At 58.7% G+C, this 25478-nt stretch carries 22 protein-coding genes and 1 tRNA gene; 19 read left to right on the top strand and 4 right to left on the bottom strand.

Features of this window, described 5'->3' with window-relative positions; translation table 11 throughout:
* Positions 1-51 precede the first annotated feature (51 nt).
* The 11 genes from arcA to ASD95_RS16775 all read left to right on the top strand — a co-directional run bounded on the left by arcA (position 52) and on the right by ASD95_RS16775 (position 13219).
* On the top strand, positions 52-1308 hold the full coding sequence (arcA, locus tag ASD95_RS16720) for an arginine deiminase (protein WP_056725998.1): 1257 nt from the start codon (positions 52-54) through the stop codon (positions 1306-1308).
* An 81-nt stretch (positions 1309-1389) separates the two neighbouring features.
* A complete protein-coding gene (locus tag ASD95_RS16725) occupies positions 1390-2400 on the top strand; it encodes an ornithine carbamoyltransferase (RefSeq protein ID WP_056726000.1) in 1011 nt (336 codons plus the stop codon).
* A 136-nt stretch (positions 2401-2536) separates the two neighbouring features.
* Positions 2537-3466: a carbamate kinase gene (gene arcC, locus ASD95_RS16730; RefSeq protein WP_046042230.1), complete on the top strand. Its 930-nt coding sequence runs from the start codon at positions 2537-2539 to the stop codon at positions 3464-3466.
* A 63-nt stretch (positions 3467-3529) separates the two neighbouring features.
* Positions 3530-3892, top strand: a complete 363-nt coding sequence (locus tag ASD95_RS16735; protein WP_056726002.1) for a DUF5064 family protein — start codon at positions 3530-3532, stop codon at positions 3890-3892.
* 174 nt (positions 3893-4066) lie between these two features.
* The gene (locus ASD95_RS16740) at positions 4067-5575 is read left to right on the top strand and encodes a sigma-54-dependent transcriptional regulator (protein ID WP_056726005.1); all 1509 of its coding nucleotides are present in this window, start codon (positions 4067-4069) and stop codon (positions 5573-5575) included.
* 456 nt (positions 5576-6031) lie between these two features.
* Positions 6032-6415: a glycine cleavage system protein GcvH gene (gene gcvH, locus ASD95_RS16745; protein ID WP_008047373.1), complete on the top strand. Its 384-nt coding sequence runs from the start codon at positions 6032-6034 to the stop codon at positions 6413-6415.
* 11 nt (positions 6416-6426) lie between these two features.
* Positions 6427-9294, top strand: a complete 2868-nt coding sequence (gene gcvP / locus ASD95_RS16750) for an aminomethyl-transferring glycine dehydrogenase (RefSeq protein ID WP_056726007.1) — start codon at positions 6427-6429, stop codon at positions 9292-9294.
* A 186-nt stretch (positions 9295-9480) separates the two neighbouring features.
* Positions 9481-10857 carry an L-serine ammonia-lyase gene (locus tag ASD95_RS16760; protein ID WP_056726010.1) on the top strand — a complete coding sequence of 459 codons (1377 nt, stop codon included), beginning with the start codon at positions 9481-9483 and terminating at the stop codon, positions 10855-10857.
* Positions 10858-10893: 36 nt separating this feature from the next.
* Positions 10894-12018: a glycine cleavage system aminomethyltransferase GcvT gene (gene gcvT, locus ASD95_RS16765; protein ID WP_056726013.1), complete on the top strand. Its 1125-nt coding sequence runs from the start codon at positions 10894-10896 to the stop codon at positions 12016-12018.
* A 403-nt stretch (positions 12019-12421) separates the two neighbouring features.
* Positions 12422-12634, top strand: coding sequence for a cold-shock protein (locus ASD95_RS16770; protein WP_007977299.1), 213 nt, complete (start codon positions 12422-12424; stop codon positions 12632-12634).
* Positions 12635-12730: 96 nt separating this feature from the next.
* Positions 12731-13219, top strand: a complete 489-nt coding sequence (locus ASD95_RS16775) for an RDD family protein (protein WP_056726015.1) — start codon at positions 12731-12733, stop codon at positions 13217-13219.
* A gap of 135 nt (positions 13220-13354) precedes the next feature.
* On the opposite strand, the gene nadA is transcribed toward ASD95_RS16775, so the two are convergent.
* Complete coding sequence (nadA, locus tag ASD95_RS16780) at positions 13355-14413, bottom strand: quinolinate synthase NadA (protein ID WP_056726017.1); 1059 nt, start codon at positions 14411-14413, stop codon at positions 13355-13357.
* 871 nt (positions 14414-15284) lie between these two features.
* On the opposite strand from nadA, the gene ASD95_RS16785 reads away from it, so the two are divergent.
* The 8 genes from ASD95_RS16785 to ASD95_RS16815 all read left to right on the top strand — a co-directional run bounded on the left by ASD95_RS16785 (position 15285) and on the right by ASD95_RS16815 (position 23770).
* A complete protein-coding gene (locus ASD95_RS16785; protein ID WP_056726018.1) occupies positions 15285-16031 on the top strand; it encodes a methyltransferase domain-containing protein in 747 nt (248 codons plus the stop codon).
* Positions 16032-16044: 13 nt separating this feature from the next.
* On the top strand, positions 16045-16962 hold the full coding sequence (locus ASD95_RS16790) for a class I SAM-dependent methyltransferase (RefSeq protein ID WP_223541133.1): 918 nt from the start codon (positions 16045-16047) through the stop codon (positions 16960-16962).
* Positions 16963-17030: 68 nt separating this feature from the next.
* The gene (locus tag ASD95_RS16795) at positions 17031-18104 is read left to right on the top strand and encodes a M50 family metallopeptidase (RefSeq protein WP_082562991.1); all 1074 of its coding nucleotides are present in this window, start codon (positions 17031-17033) and stop codon (positions 18102-18104) included.
* A 10-nt stretch (positions 18105-18114) separates the two neighbouring features.
* On the top strand, positions 18115-18270 hold the full coding sequence (gene tglA, locus ASD95_RS29205) for a 3-thiaglutamate biosynthesis pearlin carrier peptide TglA (protein ID WP_156385803.1): 156 nt from the start codon (positions 18115-18117) through the stop codon (positions 18268-18270).
* A gap of 64 nt (positions 18271-18334) precedes the next feature.
* Positions 18335-19249 carry a DUF692 domain-containing protein gene (locus ASD95_RS16800; protein ID WP_056726022.1) on the top strand — a complete coding sequence of 305 codons (915 nt, stop codon included), beginning with the start codon at positions 18335-18337 and terminating at the stop codon, positions 19247-19249.
* Positions 19239-20045: a hypothetical protein gene (locus ASD95_RS16805; protein ID WP_056726024.1), complete on the top strand. Its 807-nt coding sequence runs from the start codon at positions 19239-19241 to the stop codon at positions 20043-20045. Before ASD95_RS16800 ends, ASD95_RS16805 begins: the two co-directional genes overlap by 11 nt.
* Positions 20046-20168: 123 nt before the next feature.
* A complete protein-coding gene (locus ASD95_RS16810; RefSeq protein ID WP_236709750.1) occupies positions 20169-22493 on the top strand; it encodes a lantibiotic dehydratase in 2325 nt (774 codons plus the stop codon).
* Positions 22490-23770 (top strand): MFS transporter, encoded by a 1281-nt coding sequence (locus tag ASD95_RS16815; protein WP_056726029.1) that lies wholly within the window; start codon positions 22490-22492, stop codon positions 23768-23770. The genes ASD95_RS16810 and ASD95_RS16815 overlap by 4 nt, the downstream gene beginning before the upstream one ends.
* Before the next feature lie 128 nt (positions 23771-23898).
* Here the strand turns inward: ASD95_RS16815 and ASD95_RS16820 are convergent.
* The 3 genes from ASD95_RS16820 to queE all read right to left on the bottom strand — a co-directional run bounded on the left by ASD95_RS16820 (position 23899) and on the right by queE (position 25379).
* Positions 23899-23974: transfer RNA gene (locus ASD95_RS16820), tRNA-Lys, on the bottom strand.
* Positions 23975-24037: 63 nt separating this feature from the next.
* A complete protein-coding gene (gene queC, locus ASD95_RS16825; protein ID WP_056726031.1) occupies positions 24038-24730 on the bottom strand; it encodes a 7-cyano-7-deazaguanine synthase QueC in 693 nt (230 codons plus the stop codon).
* 1 nt (position 24731) lies between these two features.
* Positions 24732-25379, bottom strand: coding sequence for a 7-carboxy-7-deazaguanine synthase QueE (gene queE / locus ASD95_RS16830; protein ID WP_056726033.1), 648 nt, complete (start codon positions 25377-25379; stop codon positions 24732-24734).
* Between the last annotated feature and the right edge of the window lie 99 nt (positions 25380-25478).

The following is a 25478-nucleotide window of genomic DNA, read 5'->3' on the forward strand; positions in this document are numbered from 1 at the left end:
CTCCTGTTTCTAGAAGCACAACCCTGTTTTGTCATCTGGAGGATCACTGTAATGACCACGGAAAAAGTTAAGTACGGCGTCCATTCCGAAGCCGGCAAACTGCGCAAAGTCATGGTTTGCTCCCCAGGCCTGGCCCATCAGCGGCTGACCCCGAACAACTGCGATGAACTGCTGTTCGACGATGTGCTGTGGGTGGCCCAGGCCAAGCGCGACCACTTCGACTTCGTTACCAAGATGCGCGAACGCAACGTCGATGTACTGGAAATGCACAACCTGCTGACCGACATCGTCGCCATTCCCGAAGCCCTGGACTGGATTCTGGAACGCAAGATCACCGCCAACTCGGTGGGCCTGGGCCTGATCAACGAAACCGCGTCGTGGCTGCGCAGCCTGGAGCCACGTCACATCGCCGAGTTCCTGATCGGCGGCGTATCGGGTGACGATTTGCCCACCAGTTTCGGCGGCAAGGCCATCGAGATGTTCCGCGACTTCCTCGGCCACTCCAGCTTCATCCTGCCGCCGCTGCCAAACACCCAGTTCACCCGCGATACCACCTGCTGGATCTACGGCGGCGTCACCCTCAACCCGATGTACTGGCCGGCGCGCCGTCAGGAAACCCTGCTGACCACCGCCATCTACAAGTTCCACCCCGAGTTCACCAACGCCGACTTCCAGATCTGGTACGGCGACCCGGACAAAGACCACGGCAACTCCACCCTTGAGGGTGGCGACGTGATGCCGATCGGCAACGGTGTGGTGTTGATCGGCATGGGCGAGCGTTCGTCGCGCCAGGCCATTGCCCAACTGGCGGTGAACCTGTTCAAAAACAAGGCGGTCGAGAAAGTGATCGTTGCCGGCCTGCCGAAATCCCGCGCGGCGATGCACCTGGACACCGTGTTCAGCTTCTGCGATCGCGACCTCGTCACGATCTTCCCGGAAGTGGTGAACCAGATTGTCGCCTTCACCCTGCGTCCCGATGAAAGCAAGGCCGGTGGCATCGACATCCGCCGAGAAGAAACCAACTTCCTCGACACCGTGGCCCAGGCCCTGAACCTCAAGGCGTTGCGCGTGGTGGAAACCGGCGGCAACAGTTTCGCCGCCGAACGCGAGCAATGGGACGACGGCAACAACGTAGTGGCCGTGGAGCCGGGCGTGGTCATCGGCTACGACCGCAATACCTACACCAACACCCTGATGCGCAAGGCCGGTGTGGAAGTGATCACCATCAGCGCCGGCGAACTCGGCCGGGGACGGGGCGGCGGCCATTGCATGACCTGCCCGATCATCCGCGACCCGATTGACTACTAACCTATTACCTTGGCCCGCGCTGCCCTCTACCCAAGGGCATGCGCAGGCCAAGGGGATAACCGACACCTTAGGAGATCCAAAATGGCGTTCAATATCCATAACCGCAATCTGCTGAGCCTGGAACACCACACTCCTCGCGAATTGCGCTACCTGCTCGACCTGTCCCGCGACCTCAAGCGTGCCAAGTACACCGGTACCGAACAGCAGCATCTCAAGGGCAACAACATCGCGCTGATCTTCGAAAAAACCTCGACCCGCACCCGCTGCGCGTTCGAAGTTGCAGCCTATGACCAGGGCGCCAACGTCACCTACATCGACCCGAACTCCTCGCAGATCGGCCACAAGGAAAGCATGAAGGACACCGCCCGCGTACTCGGGCGCATGTACGACGCTATCGAGTACCGTGGCTTCAAACAGGAAATCGTCGAGGAGCTGGCCAAGTTCGCCGGCGTACCGGTGTTCAATGGCCTGACCGACGAGTATCACCCGACACAAATGATCGCCGACGTGCTGACCATGCGCGAGCACGCCGACAAGCCGATCCACGAGATCAGCTACGTCTACCTGGGCGACGCGCGCAACAACATGGGCAACTCCCTGCTGCTGATCGGCGCCAAGCTCGGCATGGACGTGCGCATCTGCGCGCCAAAAGCCCTGTGGCCGGCGGACGACCTGGTGGCTCGCTGCAAACAGTACGCCGAAGAAAGCGGCGCGCGCATCACCCTCACCGAAGACCCAAAAGCCGCGGTCAAGGGCGTGGACTTCATCCACACCGACGTCTGGGTGTCGATGGGCGAGCCGGTCGAAGCCTGGGCCGAGCGCATCCAGCAACTGCTGCCGTATCAGGTCAACGCCGAACTGATGAAAGCCACCGGCAATCCGCGCACCAAGTTCATGCACTGCCTGCCGGCGTTCCACAACAGCGACACCAAGATCGGCAAGCAGATTGCCGAGCAGTACCCGTTCCTGAACAACGGCATCGAAGTGACCGATGACGTGTTCGAGTCGCCGGCCTGCATCGCCTTCGAGCAAGCGGAAAACCGCATGCACACCATCAAGGCGATTCTGGTGTCGACGCTGGCGGATCTATAACGGCTGATCATGTCCTCTTGATCGCTCACTGACCCGTAGGAGCTGCCGAAGGCTGCGATCTTTTGATCTTTGAAGATCAGTAGCAAGATCAAAAGATCGCAGCCTTCGGCAGCTCCTACTCTAGAAGGACTGCACCATGCGTATCGTCGTTGCTCTGGGCGGTAATGCCCTGCTCCGCCGGGGCGAACCCATGACCGCTGACAACCAGCGCGCCAACATCCGGATCGCCACCGAACAGATCGCCAAGATCCATCCCGGCAACCAATTGGTCATCGCCCACGGCAATGGCCCTCAGGTCGGCCTGCTGTCTCTGCAGGCGGCGGCCTACACCTCGGTTTCGCCCTACCCGCTGGACGTGCTCGGTGCCGAAACCGAAGGCATGATCGGCTACATCATCGAACAGGAACTGGGCAACCTGCTGGACTTCGAAGTGCCCTTCGCGACCTTGCTGACCCAGGTCGAAGTCGATGCCAATGACCCGGCCTTCAAGAACCCCACCAAACCCATCGGCCCTGTCTATACCAAGGATGAGGCCGAAGCACTGGCCGCCGAGAAAGGCTGGGCCATTGCCCCGGACGGCGACAAATACCGTCGCGTGGTCGCCAGCCCGAAACCGAAGCGCATCTTCGAAATCCGCCCGATCAAATGGCTGCTGGAAAAAAGCAGCATCGTGATCTGCGCCGGCGGTGGCGGCATTCCGACCATGTATACCTCGCCCGGCAAACTCGAGGGCGTCGAAGCGGTCATCGACAAGGACCTGTGCTCGGCGCTGCTGGCCGAACAGCTTGAAGCCGATCTGCTGGTGATCGCCACCGACGTCAACGCCGCCTTCATCGACTTTGGCAAACCCACGCAGAAAGCCATCGCCCAGGCCCACCCCGACGAAATGGAAAAACTCGGCTTCGCCGCCGGCTCCATGGGACCGAAGGTGCAGGCAGCCTGCGAATTCGCACGCCATACTGGGAAAGTCGCAGTGATCGGTTCGCTCGCGGACATCGAAGCGATCGTCCAGGGCAAGGCCGGCACGCGCATCAGTACGGCGACACCGGGCATCAGCTATCAGTAAACGAAACTGCGGGGCAGGCCTGAGGCTTGCCCTGATTCAAGATCTTTTGAAGGAGAGTCAACAATGGCAACGTTCGAGCCGGGTCACCTGCACATCGAGCGACACGCGCTGAACAAGGATGACGTCAGCTACAACATCTGCATCGACTATGAAATCGCCCAGGATCCCAAGGAAGGCAAGGGGATGCAGTTCAAGATGCACGGCAACATCCAGGGCAAGGACATGAGCGAGACGTTCTTCCTGCCCAAGGACATGGCCTACAACTTCGCCAGCAACGTCACCAAGATTGCCGAGAAGCATGGCATCCCGAAAACCCATAGCAACATCGGTTCGATCCACAAACATTACGACGCAATGTTCGAAGACGTGCGGGTGCAGTTGAACATGAAATCGGGCGACCCGGTCAAACCCGAGCACCTGGAATAACGTTTGGAAGATCAAAAGATCGCAGCCTTCGGCAGCTCCTACAGGGGAATGCGTTCGGCGTAGGAGCTGCCGAAGGCTGCGATCTTTTCAAGCCATACCCCATCGACATTTCACCTGCCCCCTCCTCCAAGGCATACTTGCCACCCTTCGCACTGCAGACCCCAAGACCGCCCCATGCGTATCCACGTCAGCTTCATCGACCGCGTCGGTATCACCCAGGAAGTCCTGGCCCTGCTCGGCGGGCGCAATCTGAACCTGGATGCGGTGGAAATGGTCCCGCCCAATGTCTATATCGACGCCCCGACCCTGAGCCCGCAAGTCCTCGAGGAACTGCGCGATGCCCTGTTCAGCGTGCGTGGCGTGCAAGCGGTGACGGTGGTCGACATCCTGCCCGGCCAGCGCCGGCACTTGCAGCTCGACGCCTTGCTGGCAGCCATGACCGACCCGGTGCTGGCACTGGACAGCGACGGCAAGGTGCTGCTGGCCAACCCGGCCCTGATCGCCCTGTACGGTCGCGAACCGGACGGTGAAAGCGTGGGCGACCTGTTTGCCGACCCGGCGTTGCTCGACGCCCTGCTCGAACACGGCTTTCGCCTGCCGCTGCGGGAAATTACCGTCAACGGCCAGACCCTGTTGCTCGACGCCACGCCGATCACCGACGCCGGCGCCCTGCTGACCCTGTACCAACCGAACCGCATCGGCGAACGCCTTTCCGCGCTGCACCATGACCACGCCGAAGGTTTCGATGCCTTGCTCGGCGAGTCCCCGGTGATCCGCACCCTCAAGGCGCGCGCCCAGCGGGTGGCGGCCCTCGATGCACCGCTGCTGATCCAGGGCGAAACCGGCACCGGCAAGGAGCTGGTGGCCCGCGCCTGCCACGCCATCAGCGCCCGGCACAGCTCCCCCTTTCTGGCGTTGAACTGCGCGGCATTGCCAGAGAACCTCGCCGAAAGTGAACTGTTTGGCTACGCCCCCGGCGCCTTCACCGGCGCACAACGGGGTGGTAAGCCGGGGCTGATGGAACTGGCCAACCAGGGCACGGTGTTTCTCGACGAGATCGGCGAGATGTCGCCGTACTTGCAGGCCAAATTGCTGCGTTTCCTCAACGACGGCAGTTTTCGCCGGGTCGGCGGCGACCGTGAGGTCAAGGTCAACGTACGGATCCTCAGCGCCACCCACCGCGACCTGGAGAAGATGGTCAGCGAAGGGCTGTTCCGCGAAGACCTGTTCTACCGCCTCAACGTCCTCAACGTCGAAGTGCCGCCCCTGCGCGAGCGCGGCCAGGACATCCTGCTGCTGGCCCGCTACTTCATGCAGCAGGCCTGTGCGCAGATCCAGCGCCCGACCTGTCGCCTGGCGCCGGGCACTTACCCGGCGCTGCTGGGCAACCGCTGGCCGGGCAACGTGCGGCAATTGCAGAACGTGATCTTCCGCGCCGCGGCGATTTGCGAAAGCAGCCTGGTGGACATCGGCGACCTCGACATCGCCGGCACCTCGGTGGCCCGCCAGGGCGACCATGACGTCGACAGCCTGGAACAGGCCATGGACGAGTTCGAGAAAACCCTGCTGGAAAAGCTCTACGCCAGCTATCCCTCGACCCGACAACTTGCGACCCGCCTGCAAACCTCCCACACGGCGATTGCCCACCGGTTGCGCAAGTACGGGATTCCCAACAAGACTTGAAGCCTTGCGTCGACAGATGGTGGGCTGTGTACACCAACCTGTGTAGGAGCTGCCGCAGGCTGCGATCTTTTGACTTTGATCTTATGGTGCCTGCGACAAGATCGCAGCCTGCGGCAGCTCCTACGGAACGGATTGTCACTTCGAAAACTTCTTCACCTGTTTAAAAACGACCTCCACCTGTACTGAAAGCGCTACAGCGGAACGATATCGCTACACCCCTCTCCGATCACGGCTGTGCAAGGCTTTGATCCACCTCGGCTTTTATCATTGACATATGCCGTATCGATTTCGCTACAACGATTGATTTTCAGCCTTTGTCGAAACCACCTAAATCATTGATCAATAACAATAAAAATAACGTTGGCCGCGTTCTTGCTATGTACTCCCACATAAACCGGGCATTGCCCAAGCATTCAATCGCGTCCACCAGACGAGTCTGGCCCCTTAGGAGTTTCCATGAGCGAGTTGCGTTTTACTGAAGATCACGAATGGCTGCGCACCGAAGCTGACGGCAGCGTCACGGTCGGCATCACCGCTTTCGCACAGAACGCCCTGGGCGACGTGGTTTTCGTTCAACTGCCTGAGCTGCAGTCCTACGACAAAGGCGCCGAAGCCGCCACCGTGGAATCGGTAAAGGCTGCCAGCGGCGTGTACATGCCGCTGGACGGCGAAGTGCTGGAAGTGAACCCGGCGCTGGACAGCAGCCCTGAACTGGTCAACGAAGATCCGCTGGGTGAAGGCTGGTTCTTCCGCTTCCAGCCAAGCGACGCCTCGGCAGTCGCCCAACTGCTGGATCAGGACGCCTACGACCGTCTTATCAAAGCCCAAGCCGAAGCCTGAGGAGCACTGACATGACCCAGATTAATCCTGCCGTTGTAAACATAAGTACCGCCAACGAATTCATCGCACGTCACATCGGCCCGCGCGCCGGTGACGAGCAAGCCATGCTCAACAGCCTCGGTTTCGACTCCCTGGAAGCCCTGAGCGCCAGCGTGATTCCCGACAGCATCAAGGGCACCAGCGTCCTCGGCCTGGAAGACGGCTTGAGCGAAGCCGATGCCCTGGCCTTGATCAAGTCCATCGCGACTAAAAACCAGTTGTTCAAGACCTTCATCGGCCAGGGTTACTACGGCACCCACACGCCGTCGCCGATCCTGCGCAACTTGCTGGAAAACCCGGCCTGGTACACCGCCTACACCCCGTATCAGCCAGAAATCTCCCAGGGCCGTCTCGAAGCGCTGCTGAACTTCCAGACCCTGATCAGCGACCTGACCGGCCTGCCGATCGCCAACGCCTCGCTGCTGGACGAAGCCACCGCCGCGGCCGAAGCCATGACCTTCTGCAAGCGCCTGAGCAAGAACAAGGGCAGCCACGCATTCTTCGCCTCCGTGCATTGCCACCCGCAAACCCTCGACGTACTGCGCACCCGTGCCGAGCCTTTGGGCATCGACGTGGTGGTTGGCGACGAGCGCGAACTGACTGACGTAACGCCATTCTTCGGCGCGCTGCTGCAATACCCGGCGAGCAACGGTGACGTGTTCGATTACCGCGAGCTGACCGAACGCTTCCACGCCGCCAACGCCCTCGTTGCCGTGGCTGCCGACCTGCTGGCCCTGACCGTGCTGACCGCACCGGGCGAATTCGGCGCCGATGTGGCTATCGGCAGCGCACAGCGCTTCGGCGTGCCACTGGGCTTCGGTGGCCCGCACGCGGCTTACTTCTCCACCAAGGACGCATTCAAGCGTGACATGCCGGGCCGACTGGTCGGTGTTTCCGTAGACCGTTTCGGCAACCCGGCCCTGCGCCTGGCCATGCAGACCCGCGAGCAACACATCCGTCGCGAGAAAGCCACGTCGAACATCTGCACCGCGCAAGTGCTGTTGGCCAACATCGCCAGCATGTACGCCGTGTACCACGGTCCGAAAGGCCTGACGCAGATCGCCAACCGCGTACATCACCTGACCGCGATCCTGGCCAAAGGCTTGAGCGCATTGGGCCTGAACGTCGAACAAGCGAGTTTCTTCGACACCCTGACCGTGAAGACCGGCGCGCAAACCACCGCCCTGCACGACAAGGCACACGCCCAGCGCATCAACCTGCGCGTGGTCGATGGCGAACGCCTGGGCCTGTCCCTGGATGAAACCACCACCCAGGCCGACGTTGAAACCCTGTGGAGCCTGCTGTCCGACGGCAAGGCCCTGCCGGACTTCGCCGCCCTCGCCGCCTCGGTCACCAGCACCATTCCGGCCGCGCTGGTGCGTCAGTCGCCGATTCTCAGCCACCCGGTGTTCAACCGCTATCACTCGGAAACCGAGCTGATGCGCTACCTGCGCAAACTGGCGGACAAGGACCTGGCGCTGGACCGCACCATGATCCCGCTGGGTTCGTGCACCATGAAACTCAACGCCGCCAGCGAAATGATCCCGGTGACCTGGGCCGAGTTCGGCGCCCTGCACCCGTTCGCCCCGGCCGAGCAAAGCGCCGGCTACCAGCAATTGACCGACGAGCTGGAAGCGATGCTTTGCGCTGCCACCGGCTACGACTCGGTATCCTTGCAACCGAACGCCGGCTCCCAGGGTGAATACGCAGGTCTGCTGGCGATCCGTGCCTACCACCAGAGCCGTGGCGAAGACCGTCGCGACATCTGCCTGATCCCGTCGTCGGCCCACGGCACCAACCCGGCCACCGCACAGATGGCCGGCATGCGTGTCGTCGTCACCGCCTGCGATGCCCGTGGCAACGTCGACATCGAAGACCTGCGCGCCAAGGCGATCGAGCACCGCGAACACCTCGCCGCACTGATGATCACCTACCCGTCCACCCACGGCGTGTTCGAAGAAGGCATCCGCGAAATCTGCGGCATCGTTCATGACAACGGCGGCCAGGTGTACATTGACGGCGCCAACATGAACGCCATGGTCGGCCTCTGCGCGCCGGGCAAGTTCGGCGGCGACGTATCGCACCTGAACCTGCACAAGACCTTCTGCATTCCACACGGCGGTGGCGGCCCGGGCGTCGGCCCGATCGGCGTGAAATCGCACCTGGCACCCTTCCTGCCAGGCCACGCCCAGATGGAGCGCAAGGAAGGCGCCGTTTGCGCGGCACCGTTCGGCAGCGCGAGCATCCTGCCGATCACCTGGATGTACATTCGTATGATGGGTGGCGCGGGCCTCAAGCGTGCTTCGCAGCTGGCGATCCTCAATGCCAACTACATCTCCCGTCGCCTCGAAGAGCACTACCCGGTTCTGTACACCGGCAGCAATGGCCTGGTGGCGCACGAGTGCATCCTCGACCTGCGTCCACTGAAAGACAGCAGCGGCATCAGCGTCGATGACGTCGCCAAGCGCCTGATCGACTTCGGCTTCCACGCACCGACCATGTCGTTCCCGGTGGCCGGCACGTTGATGATCGAACCGACCGAAAGTGAATCCAAGGAAGAACTGGACCGCTTCTGCGACGCCATGATCCGCATCCGCGAAGAAATCCGCGCAGTGGAAAACGGCACCCTGGACAAGGACGACAACCCGCTGAAAAACGCGCCGCACACCGCCAAGGAGCTGGTGGGCGAGTGGTCGCACCCGTACAGCCGTGAGCAAGCGGTGTACCCGGTTGCGTCGCTGATCGAAGGCAAGTACTGGCCGCCGGTCGGTCGCGTCGACAACGTGTTTGGCGACCGCAATCTGGTCTGCGCCTGCCCGTCGATCGAAAGCTACGCTTAAACGAATGAGGGGGCGGATTGATCCGCCCCACTCAAGAACACCGCAAACCTCCTGTAGGAGCTGCCGCAGGCTGCGATCTTTTGATCTTGATCTTGAAAAAACAGGATCAAAAGATCGCAGCCTGCGGCAGCTCCTACGCAAAGCATCTCCCGTGATACGCCTATAACAAGAAACCGGAGAACCACCATGTCGTTAAGCGTGTTCGACCTGTTCAAGATTGGCATCGGCCCCTCAAGCTCCCACACCGTCGGCCCGATGCGCGCCGCTGTGCGTTTCGCCGAAGGCCTGCGCCGTGAAGGGCTGCTGACGGCCACCACCTGCGTCAAAGTCGAGCTGTACGGCTCGCTCGGTGCCACCGGCAAAGGCCACGGCAGTGACAAGGCTGTGCTGCTGGGCCTGGAAGGCGAACACCCGGACACCGTGGATACAGAAACCGTCGCTGCGCGCCTGCAAGAGATTCGCAGCAACGGCCGCTTGAACCTGCTCGGTGAACACAGCATTGCGTTCAACGAGAAAGAACACCTGGCGATGATTCGCAAACCGTTGCCCTATCACCCCAACGGCATGATTTTTCGCGCCTTCGACGCAGCGGGCCTGCAGATCCGCAGCCGCGAGTACTACTCGGTCGGCGGCGGTTTTGTGGTCGATGAGGACGCCGCCGGCGCCGACCGCATCGTCGAAGACGCCACCCCCCTGACCTTTCCGTTCAAGAGTGCCAAGGATCTTCTCGGTCATTGCGTCAAATACGGGCTGTCGATCAGCCAGGTGATGCTGACCAACGAAAGCGCCTGGCGCCCGGAAGCGGAAACCCGCGCCGGCCTGCTGAAAATCTGGCAAGTGATGCAGGACTGCGTCGCCGCCGGATGCCGCAATGAAGGCATCCTGCCCGGCGGTTTGAAGGTCAAGCGCCGGGCCGCCGCGCTGCATCGGCAGTTGTGCAAGAACCCGGAATCGTCGTTGCGCGACCCGTTGTCGGTGCTGGACTGGGTCAACCTCTACGCCCTGGCGGTCAACGAGGAGAACGCCAACGGCGGGCGCGTCGTAACGGCGCCCACCAACGGTGCGGCGGGGATCATTCCAGCGGTATTGCACTACTACATGCGCTTTATCCCCGGCGCCAATGACGACGGCGTGGTGCGATTCCTGCTGACCGCCGCGGCCATCGGCATTCTGTATAAGGAAAACGCCTCCATCTCCGGCGCCGAAGTCGGCTGTCAGGGTGAAGTCGGCGTCGCCTGCTCGATGGCCGCCGGCGCCTTGTGCGAAGTGCTTGGCGGCACTGTGCAACAAGTGGAAAACGCCGCGGAAATCGGCATGGAACACAACCTCGGACTGACCTGCGACCCGATTGGCGGGCTGGTGCAAGTGCCTTGCATCGAGCGCAACGCCATGGGTTCGGTCAAGGCTATCAATGCCGTGCGCATGGCTCTGCGCGGCGACGGACAACACTTCGTCTCCCTCGACAAGGTCATCCGCACCATGCGCCAGACCGGCGCCGACATGAAAAGCAAATACAAGGAAACCGCCCGTGGCGGTTTGGCGGTCAACATTATCGAGTGCTGATGCGCGCTCATCTGCACCCTTCTTCAGGAGCTGAATATGTCCACCGAACAACTGTTGAAAACTCCGTTGCACGCACTGCACATTGAACTCGGCGCCCGCATGGTGCCCTTCGCCGGCTACGACATGCCCGTGCAGTACCCGCTGGGCGTGATGAAAGAACACCAGCACACCCGCGACCAGGCCGGGCTGTTCGATGTCTCGCACATGGGCCAGATCCGCCTGACCGGCGCCAATGCCGCCAAAGCCCTGGAAAGCCTGGTGCCGGTGGACATCATCGACCTGCCAGTGGGCATGCAGCGTTACGCCATGTTCACTAACGAGACCGGCGGCATCCTCGACGACCTGATGGTCGCCAACCTGGGTAACGACGAACTGTTCCTGGTGGTCAACGCCGCCTGCAAGGATCAGGACCTGGCCCACCTTCGCAAGCACATCGGCGACCAGTGCAGCATCGAGCCGCTGTTCGAAGAGCGTGCCCTGCTCGCCCTGCAAGGCCCGGCGGCAGTCACTGTACTGGCGCGTCTGGCGCCGGAAGTGGCAAAGATGACCTTCATGCAGTTCGCCCGCGTGAAACTGCTGGGCGTGGACTGCTTTGTCAGCCGTTCGGGTTACACCGGTGAAGACGGCTATGAAATTTCCGTACCCGCCGCCAACGCCGAAGCCCTGGCTCGTGCCCTGCTGGCCGAACCGGAAGTGGCCGCCATCGGCCTTGGCGCTCGTGACTCCCTGCGCCTGGAAGCCGGCCTGTGCCTGTACGGCCATGACATGAACACCGACACCACCCCGATCGAGGCAAGCCTGCTGTGGGCAATCTCCAAGCCACGTCGCGCTGATGGCGCACGGGCCGGCGGCTTCCCTGGCGCCGAAACCGTATTTGCCCAGCAACAGGCAGGCGTGAACCGCAAACGTGTAGGTCTGCTACCACAGGAACGTACACCCGTGCGTGAAGGCGCCGAGATCGTCAACGAAGCCGGCGACATCATCGGCAGCGTCTGCAGCGGTGGTTTCGGGCCGACCCTGGGTGGGCCGCTGGCCATGGGTTATGTCGACAGCGCCTACATCGCACTGGACACACCGGTCTGGGCAATCGTTCGTGGGAAAAAGGTGCCTTTGCTTGTAAGCAAAATGCCATTTGTTCCACAACGCTACTATCGTGGTTGATTGACTGTTCCTATAAGTAACGCGGTTGCGTTAACTGTGCACTAATGTGTAACGCAACCGCCATAAAACAGTGCAATGTTTGGCTCTAAGCTTCGATTATGAACTTTGCTTATAACGATCGAAAACAATTGAACGAGGTTAGAGAATAAGGCCCCACTAGTGGACTGACTTTGCCAGCAACCTGAGGAAATCCGGGGCCTTCACGGGGCTTGTTTTTTCTCCCGTAGTTGGCGTAGAGTTTGTTCACTGTGTTTGCATGGGTCGCTTGGAATCGTGACCTGGGCAGTAGCCTACAAGTTAGCTACATCCCGTTCGACGTCTTCTTACTCTCCTGCAACCAGCCCCAGTACTCTTTCATGAGAAGGAGACTGTCATTAATTTTTTGCGTCAAAGGAAATAAGAAATGTCCCAACGTCAGAGCGGTACCGTCAAGTGGTTTAACGACGAGAAAGGTTTTGGTTTTATCACTCCTGAAAGCGGTCCGGATCTGTTCGTGCATTTCCGCGCCATCCAGGGCAACGGCTTCAAAAGCCTGAAAGAAGGCCAGAAAGTGACTTTCATCGCTGTGCAGGGCCAGAAAGGCATGCAGGCTGACGAAGTACAAGCAGAAGCCTAATCTTCTGTAACGAAAAAGCCCCTGATGCTGACATCAGGGGCTTTTTTGTGCGCATAAATCCGTAAAATGGCTTCTTTTTTTGCCGAGAGCCTGCCCATGTCGAAACACCTGCTTACCCCCCAGGGCGAGTTCCCCGCCGCTGGCCTGGGTCGTCGCCTGGCAGCCATGTTCTATGATTTCCTGCTGTGCACAGCCCTGCTGATCGTCACCAGCGGCATCTACAAGATGATCCAGATGGCGATCATCGGCGAAGAAAGGATGCGCACCTTGACCGAAGCGGGCGCACTGGACGGCGATCCCCTGCTCTCCACAGTTCTTTTATTCGTACTGTTCGGCTTCTTCGCCAAATTCTGGACCTGGTCCGGTCAGACCCTGGGCATGCAGGTCTGGTGCATTCGCGTGCAGAATGCCGACGGCTCGTCCATCAGCCTTTTGCAGGCGCTGCTGCGCTTTTTGGTGTCGATTGCTTCACTGCTGTGTGTTGGCCTGGGATTCTTCTGGTCGCTGTTCGACAAGCAGAAACGCAGCTGGCATGACATCTACTCCAATACCGAACTGGTGCGGATTCCGAAGAAGACCAAATAATTTCCCGACGCAGAAACCACTGTGGGAGCGAGCTTGCTCGCGATAGCGGCATGACATTCAACAGTGATGTTGACTGACACGACCTCATCGCGAGCAGGCTCGCTCCCACAATTTTTACGACTTACCTGACAAATATCAGGCGTTACCGGCCAGCTTCATCCGTGCCGCCTGGGTGAAATCAAGCATGCGCTTGAGCGGGCGAATAGCTTGCGGAATCAGCGCCGGGTCGACAAAGATCTCGTTCGACCCTTCCTTCAACGCCCTGAGCGTGCGCTCAAGGGTGTTCATGGCCATCCACGGGCAATGCGCACAACTGCGGCATGCGGCGCCGTTACCCGCCGTTGGGGCCTCGATAAAGACCTTGTCCGGGCACAGCTGCTGCATCTTGTAGAAGATGCCACGGTCGGTTGCGACGATCAGCGTCTTGTTCGGCAGGCTCTGTGCCGCCGCGATCAACTGACTGGTGGAACCCACGGCGTCCGCCAATTCGATCACCGAGGTCGGCGACTCCGGGTGCACCAGAATCGCAGCATCCGGGTACAGCGCCTTCATGTCTTCAAGCTGCTTGGATTTGAACTCTTCGTGAACGATGCAGGCACCGTCCCATAGCAGCATGTCGGCACCGGTCTGGCGCTGGATGTAGGTCCCCAGGTGCTTGTCCGGGCCCCAGATGATGGTCTCGCCGTTGTCCATCAGGCTTTCGACGATTTCCAGCGCACAGCTTGAAGTCACCACCCAATCCGCTCGGGCCTTTACCGCAGCGGAAGTGTTGGCGTACACCACCACCGTGCGCTCCGGGTGTTGATCGCAGAACGCGGAAAACTCGTCCACCGGGCAACCCAGGTCGAGCGAACAGGTCGCTTCGAGCGTCGGCATCAGCACGCGCTTTTCCGGGTTGAGGATCTTGGCAGTTTCACCCATGAACTTCACGCCGGCGACGACCACGGTCTTGGCCGGATGAGCGTTGCCGAAGCGGGCCATCTCCAGCGAGTCGGAGACACAGCCGCCCGTCTCTTCGGCCAGCGCCTGAATGACAGGGTCACAATAGAAGTGGGCCACCAGTACCGCGTCCTGAGCCTTGAGCTCGGCAGCGATGGCAGCACGGTAATAAGCCTCTTCATCGGCGGTCAGCGGCTTGGGCTGTTTGGCGTCGAGGTGGGCTTGAACCAAAAGGCGTTCGGAAATTTGCGTCATGTTCGCAAGACCTGCAGGCGCATTCGCGCGAAAGTCGAGTATACACCCGGCTCCGGACCCATCGGGGTACCGCCGGGAAAGTGAGTATTCATCAGGCACGGACAGCGTTGAAGCTGCGCAAGGCTACAGAATATCCGACGGATGCAAAAGGTGATTCTGACCTGCGTCATGCGCAGCAGCGCGCTGCGAAGCGGGCTTGAATCGCGGGCAAAAAAAAACCCGGAAACCCTCACTTGCGTGGGCCTTGTGATCGAACTAACGGTGCGCGAAATTCTCTAGGACAACCATGGAACAAGCACCCTGAACTTCACCATTCCGGCAGATGTGGTGTTTCGTAACACCGCATTATTGGGCATACCTGCCAACGGCTGGCGTACCGACAGCCGTCCAGTCGACAATCCTGCTGTCCTTGCCATTATCCATCAGCGAGCCATCGAGTTCTTCCCGGAACGGCTTGCGCAGAAGTACTGATACCCGTGGAACAGGTACTGCTGGATTTGAGTCTCGCGGAAAGAGCCAAATACCGCTTCGTGAGCTTGGCGCAAGACTCGGTACCTTGCGCTTTTATCGAACAGTCGACGCGCCCTCGATTTTTCCGTTTCATCCAGCACGGGTCGGACCAGTCGAACACTGACGATCCACTTCACCCAATACCAGCATGTTAATTTCTTGGACAGTACCGCCACAGCTCGCAGAGCTTCTCCACTCGTATTTATATGCTATGCATTGGGAAACCGCCTACAAAACAAACATCTATTTCCCACAAAAGCACTGATGACATACTGATTAGAACTGGTTAGCCTCTGATTGAGCAGAAAACATTAAATTTAACTAGCGCGAACTATTATTATCGGGCAAGGATGCGACATATATGTCTTCCCTTATTACCTCCCCTGATTCTGTCTACGAATCCGTCGGCGATGGTGTAGAGTCCAGCAATGCCTCATGGAGCTTCGGAGGTACGACCCCTGAGCACTTTGACTCCCATGTATCGAAATCCGTACCCAAATACAAGGATGGACACGATATCGTGCTGTCGCTCAGCGACTTTTTTGTAAAGAACGATAGCACCTGCTACGAACTTGGCAGTTCCACCGGCACCCTAACTCGGCAACTTTCACAGCGCCATTGCGCCTCGGCGAAGTGGGTGGGCATTGATGTAGAAGAAGCCATGACCCGCAAGGCAAACGAGCTTTTGAGCGCATCGCCGCAGCAAAACGTGAGTTTCATTACCGACGACATTCTGAACTTTCCCTATGAAAAAAGCGATCTGATAGTTGCGTATTATACTATCCAGTTCGTGCACCCGCGCATTCGCCAAGCCTTGTTCGATCGTATCTACGAGTCCTTGAACTGGGGTGGTGCTTTTATCATGTTTGAAAAAGTACGCGGCCCAGACGCACGCTTTCAAGACATCCTCAGCAGCCTGTATATAGATTATAAGCGGGACCAAGGTTATAACGCCGATGAAATCCTGGCGAAAACCAGAAGCTTGAAAGGTGTACTTGAGCCTTTTTCCACGGCCGGCAATATCGACATGTTATCTCGCGCCGGCTTCAAAGATATAACCAGTATTTTCAAGTATATTTGCTTTGAAGGCTTCTTCTGCATCAAGTGACCGGGATGTGATCGTGAGCACAACTATAGAACAACAGTACTTGCAACTTTTGCAGATGCCAGACACGTTTCGCGTGCAGAAAATGAGTTGTGAGTTGTGCAATTCAAAAGAACATTGGGTTTTGCTGGAAAATATCCGGGGTCCCGATAACCAAGCAGTGGCATTGCCGGTGTTAGGCTGCCAGGGTTGTGGACATATTTTCCAAAAATACCGCTTCGAGGAAGCTTTCTACAGCGCGTACTACGACAAATTCTACCGCTTAAGTTTGTTCGGCAATACGGAACCGGAGCGTGCCTTCTTTCTTGACCAGATACGCCGCGGCGAATACTTGTGTCGATACTTGCAAGATGTGCTTCCCGCCAGAGGTAAAATGCTTGATGTCGGTTGTTCCGCCGGCGGCCTGATGATTCCTTTCGCTAAACGGGGCTGGACAGTAAGAGGCAATGACCCTGACCGGGCCTACGTGGAATACGGCAAAAACATCGGCCTGGAAATCGACCTGATAGGTGCCGAACGCATGAGCCCCAGTGGTGATTACAACCTGATCATCATCAATGGTTCACTGGAACATATTCATGACGCCAATCAAGTCATGCAACTTTGCCGGCAGGCCAGTGCCGAGGACGGGTTGTTGTTGATTGAAGGTCGCGCGCTGGGTTACGGCATCGAACAAGGGTTTCTAACCCATAACCATCGCCGTTACTTGAGTGCCAGCAGCATCGAGTACTTGATGTGCCAACATGGTTGGGAACCGATACGGACCACCCATGAGCCCGTGTGCGGGCCGACTCGGCCGGGAGCGGTGTTCGTGCTAGGGCGCATCTGTGCCCAGACGGTCTCCGAACACCTCGAAAGCATCAAGGCCCAGGGTCGCAAGGCACTTCGGGAGACTTACATGCCCAGCCTGCACGCATTGCGAGCCCGCGCATGAGTGCCTCGGCCTGTGTCCTCGAAAAGTCGAGAGCCCACATCCATTCCTGCTTCAGGGATGACCTGGTCGTGACCCCGCCGCCAGCCGATTCGGTCACGTGGCGCTACAATCTCTACGACCCCCATAATGATATTGGCTTTGAACTGGGCAGGGCCGAGTACTCACTTGCTTTGCTCTTCAATGGCCAGCGATGCCTGCACGATATTGCCGACGCCGCCCTTGCGCAGCATCGAATCAAGGTCAGCCCTGAGAAGCTTGCGCAGTTCGAGCGCAAGTTGCTCAACCTGAAACTGCTGAGCAGCAAGCAAACCGCGCATAAAAAGGACCTGCGCGACCCCGCCACGGGCATCACCTACGGCCCGCTGAAAGAGCATCTGCTGATTAATCTGGTGAAAACCAACCCGCAGCCACTGCTCGATCATATTTACCGCTTGGCGCCCTGGTGCTGCCGCGCGGCATTTATCTTGCCGCTGCTGGCATTGGCCCTGGCGAGCTTCGTATACCTGGGCGCGCACTTCGGCACGTTCATGGCCGATGCTGGCGAGACCTATATCCACAGCTACCGCTGGTTGCTCTGGCACTTCCCGGTCATTTTGACTTCCATTGCCCTTCACGAACTGGGGCACGCAATGGCCTGTCGTCACTATGGGGTCAAGGTCAACGATTTCGGAATCGGCATCTACGTGTTGCTGGCCACCGGTTGGGTACGTCCGGTGCAGAAACAATGGTCGCAGCTGCCGCTGAACCAACGGGTGATCACCATTCTGGCAGGCCCTTTGATCAGCCTTCTATACGCCGGCGTGGGCATTACCCTGTGGGCGATGTTCCGTGACACCCAAGGGGTTTTACCGGCGTTTTTTGTGGTGATGGTCGTGGCTTCGCTCATTTCCCTCGCCCCGACGCTGCTACCTATCTTCAATGGCGATACTTACCTGGCGATTACCGAAGCGCTCGGGCAACCGCGCCTGCGCCAGCGTGCATTCAACTATGTAAAGCGGCATTGGCGCACCGCGCCGCTGGAAGCGGTTTCCCCTGCATTGCGCAGGCTCTACTGGAGCACATTCCTGTTGACCTGCCTGGGCTGGGTAATCGCCTGGTGTTTCACCGCAGCCACCCTAATTCGCCTTTTCAACCACCCATAAGGACAGTGTCATGACTCAATCTACAGTGACCCCAGCTATTGCCAACACAGATGAACTCACCACCGAATCCGCTAGCAGCGTCGCACCGCAAGTCCTCAACGATACGGCGTTTGAGGAGTTCGACCTCGACGATATCGAAATCATCGAAAGCAAAGTTTTCGCCTGATCGCTCCACGCTTCCTCGGCGTTACGTCGAGGGAGCCGCCTTCTTCCTCTGACTGGGCAACCACATGGCTAATTTCGTTAAGCCCGAACCGATTGGTGTGGGTATCCAGTACAACCCCGAGATTCTCGACTGGTTTCCATTTGAGGACATCGAAATCGATGTGCTGGAAATCCTGCTCGACAACATCATGGCTCCCATGGATGGCCCGCAGATTATCAGGCCCGCGGCCCTGGCGATGATCAATCGGCTGGCTGAGAAATTCACACTGCTGGCGCATTCCAATTACGGTTGCGACTTTGGTTTCAGCCCTCTTGAAGAAACCGCCGCCGTGCAACGCCACGTGCCCCTGGCCAAGATGCTGAACAGCCCATGGGTCGCCAACCATTGCTTTTATGGCGACAACTCCTGGCTGGATATCTGGAGCAGCCCGCTGCAGTTTTCCAATGCCGAGGTGCTGCGCTGCGCCGAACGCGCGAAGACGTTGCAGGCGCATTACGGGACGCCGCTAGCCCATGAAAACGCCGCCTATTATCTGCAATGTCCGGGCGCGGAAATGCGTGAAGCCGAGTTCCTGGCCCGACTCGTGCAGCAGTCCGGTACCTTTTTGCACCTGGATTTGCACAACATCTACACCAATCACCTGAACCTGAAAAACTTCGACTTACGCGACTACCTCGACACCTTGCCATTGGACAAGGTGATCTCGGTGCATCTGGCCGGCGGCAGTTGGCACGAGGGGCTTTACCACGACTGGCATGACTCGTGTGTCCCCGAACCTGTTTGGGACCTGTACCAGGAACTCATGTCCCGCACCCAACCCTCGGGAATCATCCTGGAATACCAGGGGCAGGCTCACCACGCACTGACACGAGTGATGGACGCTAACGACGAACACATGATCGTCACCGATGTGCGGCGCGCACAGAAAATCTGGAACCACTATACAAAACCGATACAGGAGCTGATGCATGGAGGCTGAGCTGGTCTGGAAGCTATGGCGACGCCTGCTACGCGATGAAACACTGCAGAAGCAGTTGTATGAGGCTCAGGGCGCGACTCAATGGCTGCAACACTTTCCCGATGACGAGCGGGCGATTCTGCACGCCTACGCCAGTCAGTTTGAGGGGGTGAAATGGTTCATCGAAAACTATCAGTTCCGCCTGGTCAACTCCTTTATCAATGCGCTGGAAACCGGCGCCCCATTGACTTTGCGTGCACTGCTCAACATCGGACTGGATCTACCGACACTGTCCAAGGCATTCCTGCGTCAACAAGAGTGGTTCGACTTCGGGCCAAGGGTTTATGGCTATTGCGATTCGGCGCTGGGCTTTTTGCTCGAACGCCAGGAACTCGCTGACTACCCGCAGATTCGCGACCTGATGGGGCTTGAGCGCGAATGTGTGCGCCTCTACACCGGACTGATAGAAGCCAGCGACGTAGTGCCGGGATATTATCAGCGCACTGACAGTGCACGCTTTTACCAGAGCCATTATGCGCTGTCGCACTGGTTGCGTGATAAAAGCCTGCTGGGGCGTAGCAGCCCTGAGGAAACCAGCCAACACATCCTGGTGTATTTGCCCAACCCTGAGGCCCGCCACAAATTTACGCTGATAGGCCCGCGCGCGGCGCACCTCTACCGATGCCTGGAGCAACCGCAGTCACAAAACACCTTGATGCAGATGCTGAGTTCTACTGCCGCCGCGCAACCCAGCGGCGAAGACCTGGCACTGCTCGGTAAACTGCATCAACTCAACGCAATCAGGATGCCGGTCTAGAACATGGAAAGCTCACAGTACTTTTGGCTGCGATCGACCGGTTTCCCCATTCATCACTTGACGGATTTGGGCCGATTCGCTGAGCTGCCATTGTGCCGCGCCTTTGAACAAGACTTCCGCTCATTGCAAGCGCAGAAGGCAACGTTACTTGAAGAGGCCAACTCGCATTCACCCCAGGCCTGCCGAAAACTCATCCGCAAACTCAACGAGGACCAAGTCCTGCAGTCCTCCGACCTGCCGGAAGTGTTGCGCGAATCTCTGGCCGAGGCTTTGCAGCGCTGGAACGGTTTGTTGGAGCGAACTTCGGCGCGTGAAGAGGCCGCCCAGGAATACGACGCTTATCTGGAAAGCGCCCGCCAAGGGCTGATCGACTTCCTGGATGACGAAGCGGTGGCCGAGGCCTTGTTCATATCCAACCCGTCCGCGATGACACGCATACGTGAGCTGGTCAGGGACCGGCACAACAGAAACGACACCCGCAAAAAGCAGAAGCTGCGTTTGGGCTGGAGCTACGCGCAACGTTTCTGCGCCAAGAACGATACCTCGAGTTTTTTCGGACCTTTGGCCTGGGGGCGGTTCGATGCCCACCAGACCGACAATGTGCAGCTGACCCAGGGTGACATGGCGTGGATCAAGGATCGCCACACCTTCTTCGAGAATTGGGTGGTCCAGCGGTTAGTCGAACAGATCAACCAGCAATGTCCCGACACCGACCGCATGCCCTTGCAGCTCAATACCGGTTGCTACCTGCACGAACAGACCCTGTTCATGCCGATATGCAAAAGCCAGCGCCTCAACCCGCAAACCGCGCAGGTACTTCATTACATCAGCGACCAACAGTGTCGAGAGCCGACGTTTGCCGGGGTGTTGAGCGCCTGTTCGGAAGTCGCGGCCAGCACATTGCACGATCTACTGGAACATCTTGTGAGCAAACGGATCGTGCACCGAGGCTGGCAAATGTCCCCTCGTGAGCGTAATCCAATCGTGCGACTACAACACTGCCTGGCCAACGCAGGGGTATCCGAAAGGTTCAGCCAGGTCTGGCAATCGCGCCTTGAAGTACTGGAAGGTTTGCGCCGCGACTATGCCCACGGTGACCTGCTGCGCCGGACCGAATGCCTGGAGGGCTTGAACCAACTGATGGGCGAGGCAGGGGTCGACCTCAGCCGAGAAACCGGCGCCATGTATGTCGGCCGTTACCCGGTGTACGAGGATTGTTCGAGAAACATGGACATCAGCCTCGGCCAAGCCGTGCTCAGTCAAGTCAACGAGGAGCTGACGCCGCTGATGCGCATCAATCAGTGGCTGATCAAAGCCATCGCGCATCAACTCAATGAGGCTTTCATTGAGGTCTGGGAACAGCGCCATGCTGATAACCCCGGGCAGCCGGTTGATTTTCTCGACCTGATCAGCACGCTTGCTCCTCTGTTTCCGGCACTGGAAGCACGCATCATCCTTGACCTCGATCAGCGCCTGGAAACGGCCTGGACGCATCTACTGCAGGACTTCCCAGCGCATCCTGAGGTGCATCTGTGTGTGGCAGACATCGAACGCCTGATCGCCCTGTTGAACGCCGATCTGGAGGTCGCCGGCTTCGAGGTCTTTGGCAGTGACTTTCACTCTCCGGATATCCTGCTTTCCAGCGCGTCGGTGGCGGCGTTCAATCGTGGCGATTACGAAATCATCGTGGGTGAAGTGCATCCGGCAGTCCATACGCTGAGTCAGCCCGTTGCCGCGCCGTTCGGACCGTTCAATACGCAGATAAACCAACAGGTAGAGGCGATTTTCCAACGCCCTCGCCTGATACTGGCGGACTCGCCCGACAGTTATCAACGCTCGCACATAGACTGGCCATTGCAGCCCACTTACTTGCAACTGGTACTGCCTTCTGGTGGCGGTTGTGTCGCGGCGGATCAGCAGTTTGCCGCCGGTAGGGCAAAAGTACTGCGGGCGAATGGACGCCTGCAAGTGGTCGACGCCCTAGGGCAGTTCAGCGAAGACTTGCTGTGCGTGTATTCCACCCCCATGCACCGGCTGGGCTTCGCCCTGGCCGGCAGCACCGTGGCCAAACACGAACACCGACGTATCTGGTTGGGCCGTACCCTCTACAAGCGCGCTTCCTGGCTATTCACCAGAGATCGCCTGCCAGAGCCAAAGGGCTCGGTCGACGAGCTTGAACACACTCTGCAATGGCGTGCCTGGGCCGCCGATCATGGCTTGCCCCGTTATGCCTTCATCAAGATCGATACCGAACCCAAACCGCTGTTCCTCGACTTCAATAACCCGTTGTCCTTCGACGGCATCAACAACGCCCTGAAGAAGGCTGGTCACGCAAAGTTCTCGGAAATGCGACCGTGCCCCGATGAGCTTTGGCTTGAAGAAGAGCGGGGGCGCTTCTGCTGTGAAATACGCACAACTTTCTCCACATGCGAGGCACTTCCGACATGAGCAATGAGAACGTAGGCTCTTGCACCAAAGCCGATCAGGAAGCCAAACACTCGTTTTTGTACTTGTTTTTGACCATATTCATCCCCTTTGGCCTCGGGCATTTTGTGTCCTACCTGTTTCGCACGGTCAACGCCTTGATCTATGTGGATCTGGAGCGGGAACTGCACCTGCCCGCCAGCAGCCTGGGCCTGCTTACCGGTGTGTACTTTCTGACTTTCGCCGCAGCGCAGATTCCACTGGGGGTCATGCTCGACCGCTACGGCCCGCGTAGCGTGCAGGCCCCCATGCTGCTGTTCGCTGTGTTGGGCTCACTGATTTTCAGCTTCTCCCATACGGAATTGGGCCTGATCATTGGTCGCGGCCTGATCGGCCTAGGTGTTGCTGGCTCGCTGATGAGTGCGATCAAGGCGTGCGCGATCTGGCTACCTGCTGAACGCCTGCCGCTGAGTACAGCATGCCTGTTATCTGTGGGCGGCTTGGGCGCAATGGCGTCCACCACGCCGTTGCATGAACTGCTCAAGTGGATCTCATGGCGTGAAGCATTCTTGATTCTGGCGCTGCTGACTTTGTTCGTCTGCATAGTCATTCATCGGAGCGTGCCCCGCACCTACCCCCCCAAACACACAACTCTCGCCGAAATGTCCAAAGCCGTAGGAACGCTTTACTCCTCCTGGATATTTTGGCGACTGGCGTTGTACTCGGTGTTTGCTCATGCGATCTACATGTCGGTGCTGTCGCTGTGGATGGGGCCGTGGCTACGCGATGTCGCCCAGTTGAACGAGTCCAACATGGCTAATATCTTGCTCTGGGCCGCCGTGGCGATGGTGGCAGGCTCGCTGGCGTTCGGCTCGACCACCGATTACCTGCGGCGCTTTGGCGTACAGCCGATCATGGTGTGCGGCGCCGGGGTTTCAATCTTCATCGCATTTCAATCACTGATGATCAGCGGACTACCCGTATCGCCGTTACTGATTGCTATGGGTTTCAGCTTTTTCGGTACCTCCACCACCATGAACTACGCGATCGTGGCTCAGTCGGTATCCCCTGAACTGGCCGGGCGGGTCAGTTCGTCGTTCAACCTGGTAGTGTTCGTGTTGGCGTTTGTCTTGCAGTGGTTGATGGGAGAAATTCTGAACCTGTGGCCAGCATCCGGGCAAGGGTATCCGGTGGAGGCTTATCAGTGGTCGCTGGGTGTGATGATTGCGTTGCAGGTACCGGGGGTGATGTTGTGGCTGAGCTTTAAACCGTGGGAATTGAAAACCGCGGCGACGCGGTAAACCAGGCAACCACTACTACCTTAACGAAAGCCCCACCCTCCAGACAGCACCCCGCTGAATTCCAGGCAAAAAAAAACCCGGAAATCCTCACTTGCGTGGGCCTTCCGGATTTTCTAAACCGCCAAAAATGGTGGGTCGTGTGGGATTCGAACCTACGACCAATTGGTTAAAAGCCAACTGCTCTACCAACTGAGCTAACGACCCGCTGTGTGGTGGCGCGTATAATACTGATTTTTAAGGACTATTCAACACCTATTTTGAAATAAATCAAAAATAAGGGGTTGGATCGCTGATTCCGGCCGCCGCAAAGCCTTCTGCACGCAGTCGGCAGCTGTCGCACTTGCCACATGCACGACCGTTATCGTCGGCCTGATAGCAGGAAACGGTCAGTCCGTAGTTCACGCCAAGCTTCACGCCGGCCTGGACGATCTGCGCCTTGCTGAGGTTTTGCAGCGGTGCCTGGATGCGGAAGCCATTGCCTTCCACGCCGGCTTTGGTTGCCAGGTTGGCCATGCGCTCGAACGACTCGATGAACTCGGGACGGCAGTCTGGGTAACCGGAGTAATCCACCGCATTGACGCCGATGAAGATGTCCCGTGCGCCGAGCACTTCTGCCCAGCCCAGGGCCAGGGACAGAAACACCGTGTTACGCGCAGGCACGTAAGTCACCGGAATGCCCTCACCCAACTCTTCCGGAATATCGATGCTGCGGTCAGTCAGCGCCGAGCCACCCATGCCGTTCAGGTTCAGGCCGATCACCTTGTGCTCGACCACACCCAAGTCCCGTGCCACACGCTCGGCGGCGTACAGTTCGGCGTGAGAGCGCTGACCGTAGTCGAAGCTCATGGTGTAGCAGCTATAGCCTTCGGCACGGGCCATGGCCACGACGGTCGCCGAATCCAGGCCACCGGACAGCAGGATGACCGCACGTTTTTCAGCAGTATTGAGTTGTTCAGTCATTTCAGCGCCCCGGCTCGTCATTCCATAGATATTTATGCAGCTGCAATTGCAAACGCACTGGCAGGTTGTCCGCCACCACCCAGTCCGCCAGGTCCCGAGCATTGAGATCATGGTGACTTGGGGAGAACAGGACTTCGCCGGCGCGCTTGTCCAGACCGTACTGGATCAGTTTGGAAACGGACCAGTCATAGTCCTCCCGCGAGCAGATGACAAACTTCACCTGATCGTTGGGCGTGAGCAGCTCAATGTTTTCGTAGCGATTGCGGTGTGCTTCCTTCGAACCCGGGGTTTTCAGGTCGACAACGCGACTGACCCGGGAATCTACTGCCGAGATATCAATAGAACCACTGGTTTCCAGTGACACTTCGTAACCGGCGTCACACAAGCGCTTGAGCAAGGGAATGGCGTTGGGTTGCGCCAGGGGCTCGCCGCCCGTGACGCAGACGTATCGCGGACGGAAACCGGCGACCTGCTCGAGGATGTCGTCGAGGGTGCGAATGGTTCCGCCGGTGAACGCGTAGGCGCTGTCGCAGTATTGGCAACGCAGAGGGCAACCGGTCAGGCGCACAAAAACAGTGGGCAGCCCGGCAGTCCGCGTTTCACCCTGCAACGAGTAGAAAACTTCGGTGATTCTCAATGTGTCTTGCATAGTCGCCACGGGCGTAACAGCTAAACAGGCTGTCCGCCTCCGTCAGGCACTTCAAGGAACCCCGGCAAAGCGCAGGCCCCTAAAAGCGTGTTTCATAAA

This window comes from Pseudomonas sp. Root71, assembly GCF_001429045.1.
GTDB lineage: Bacteria > Pseudomonadota > Gammaproteobacteria > Pseudomonadales > Pseudomonadaceae > Aquipseudomonas > Aquipseudomonas monachiensis.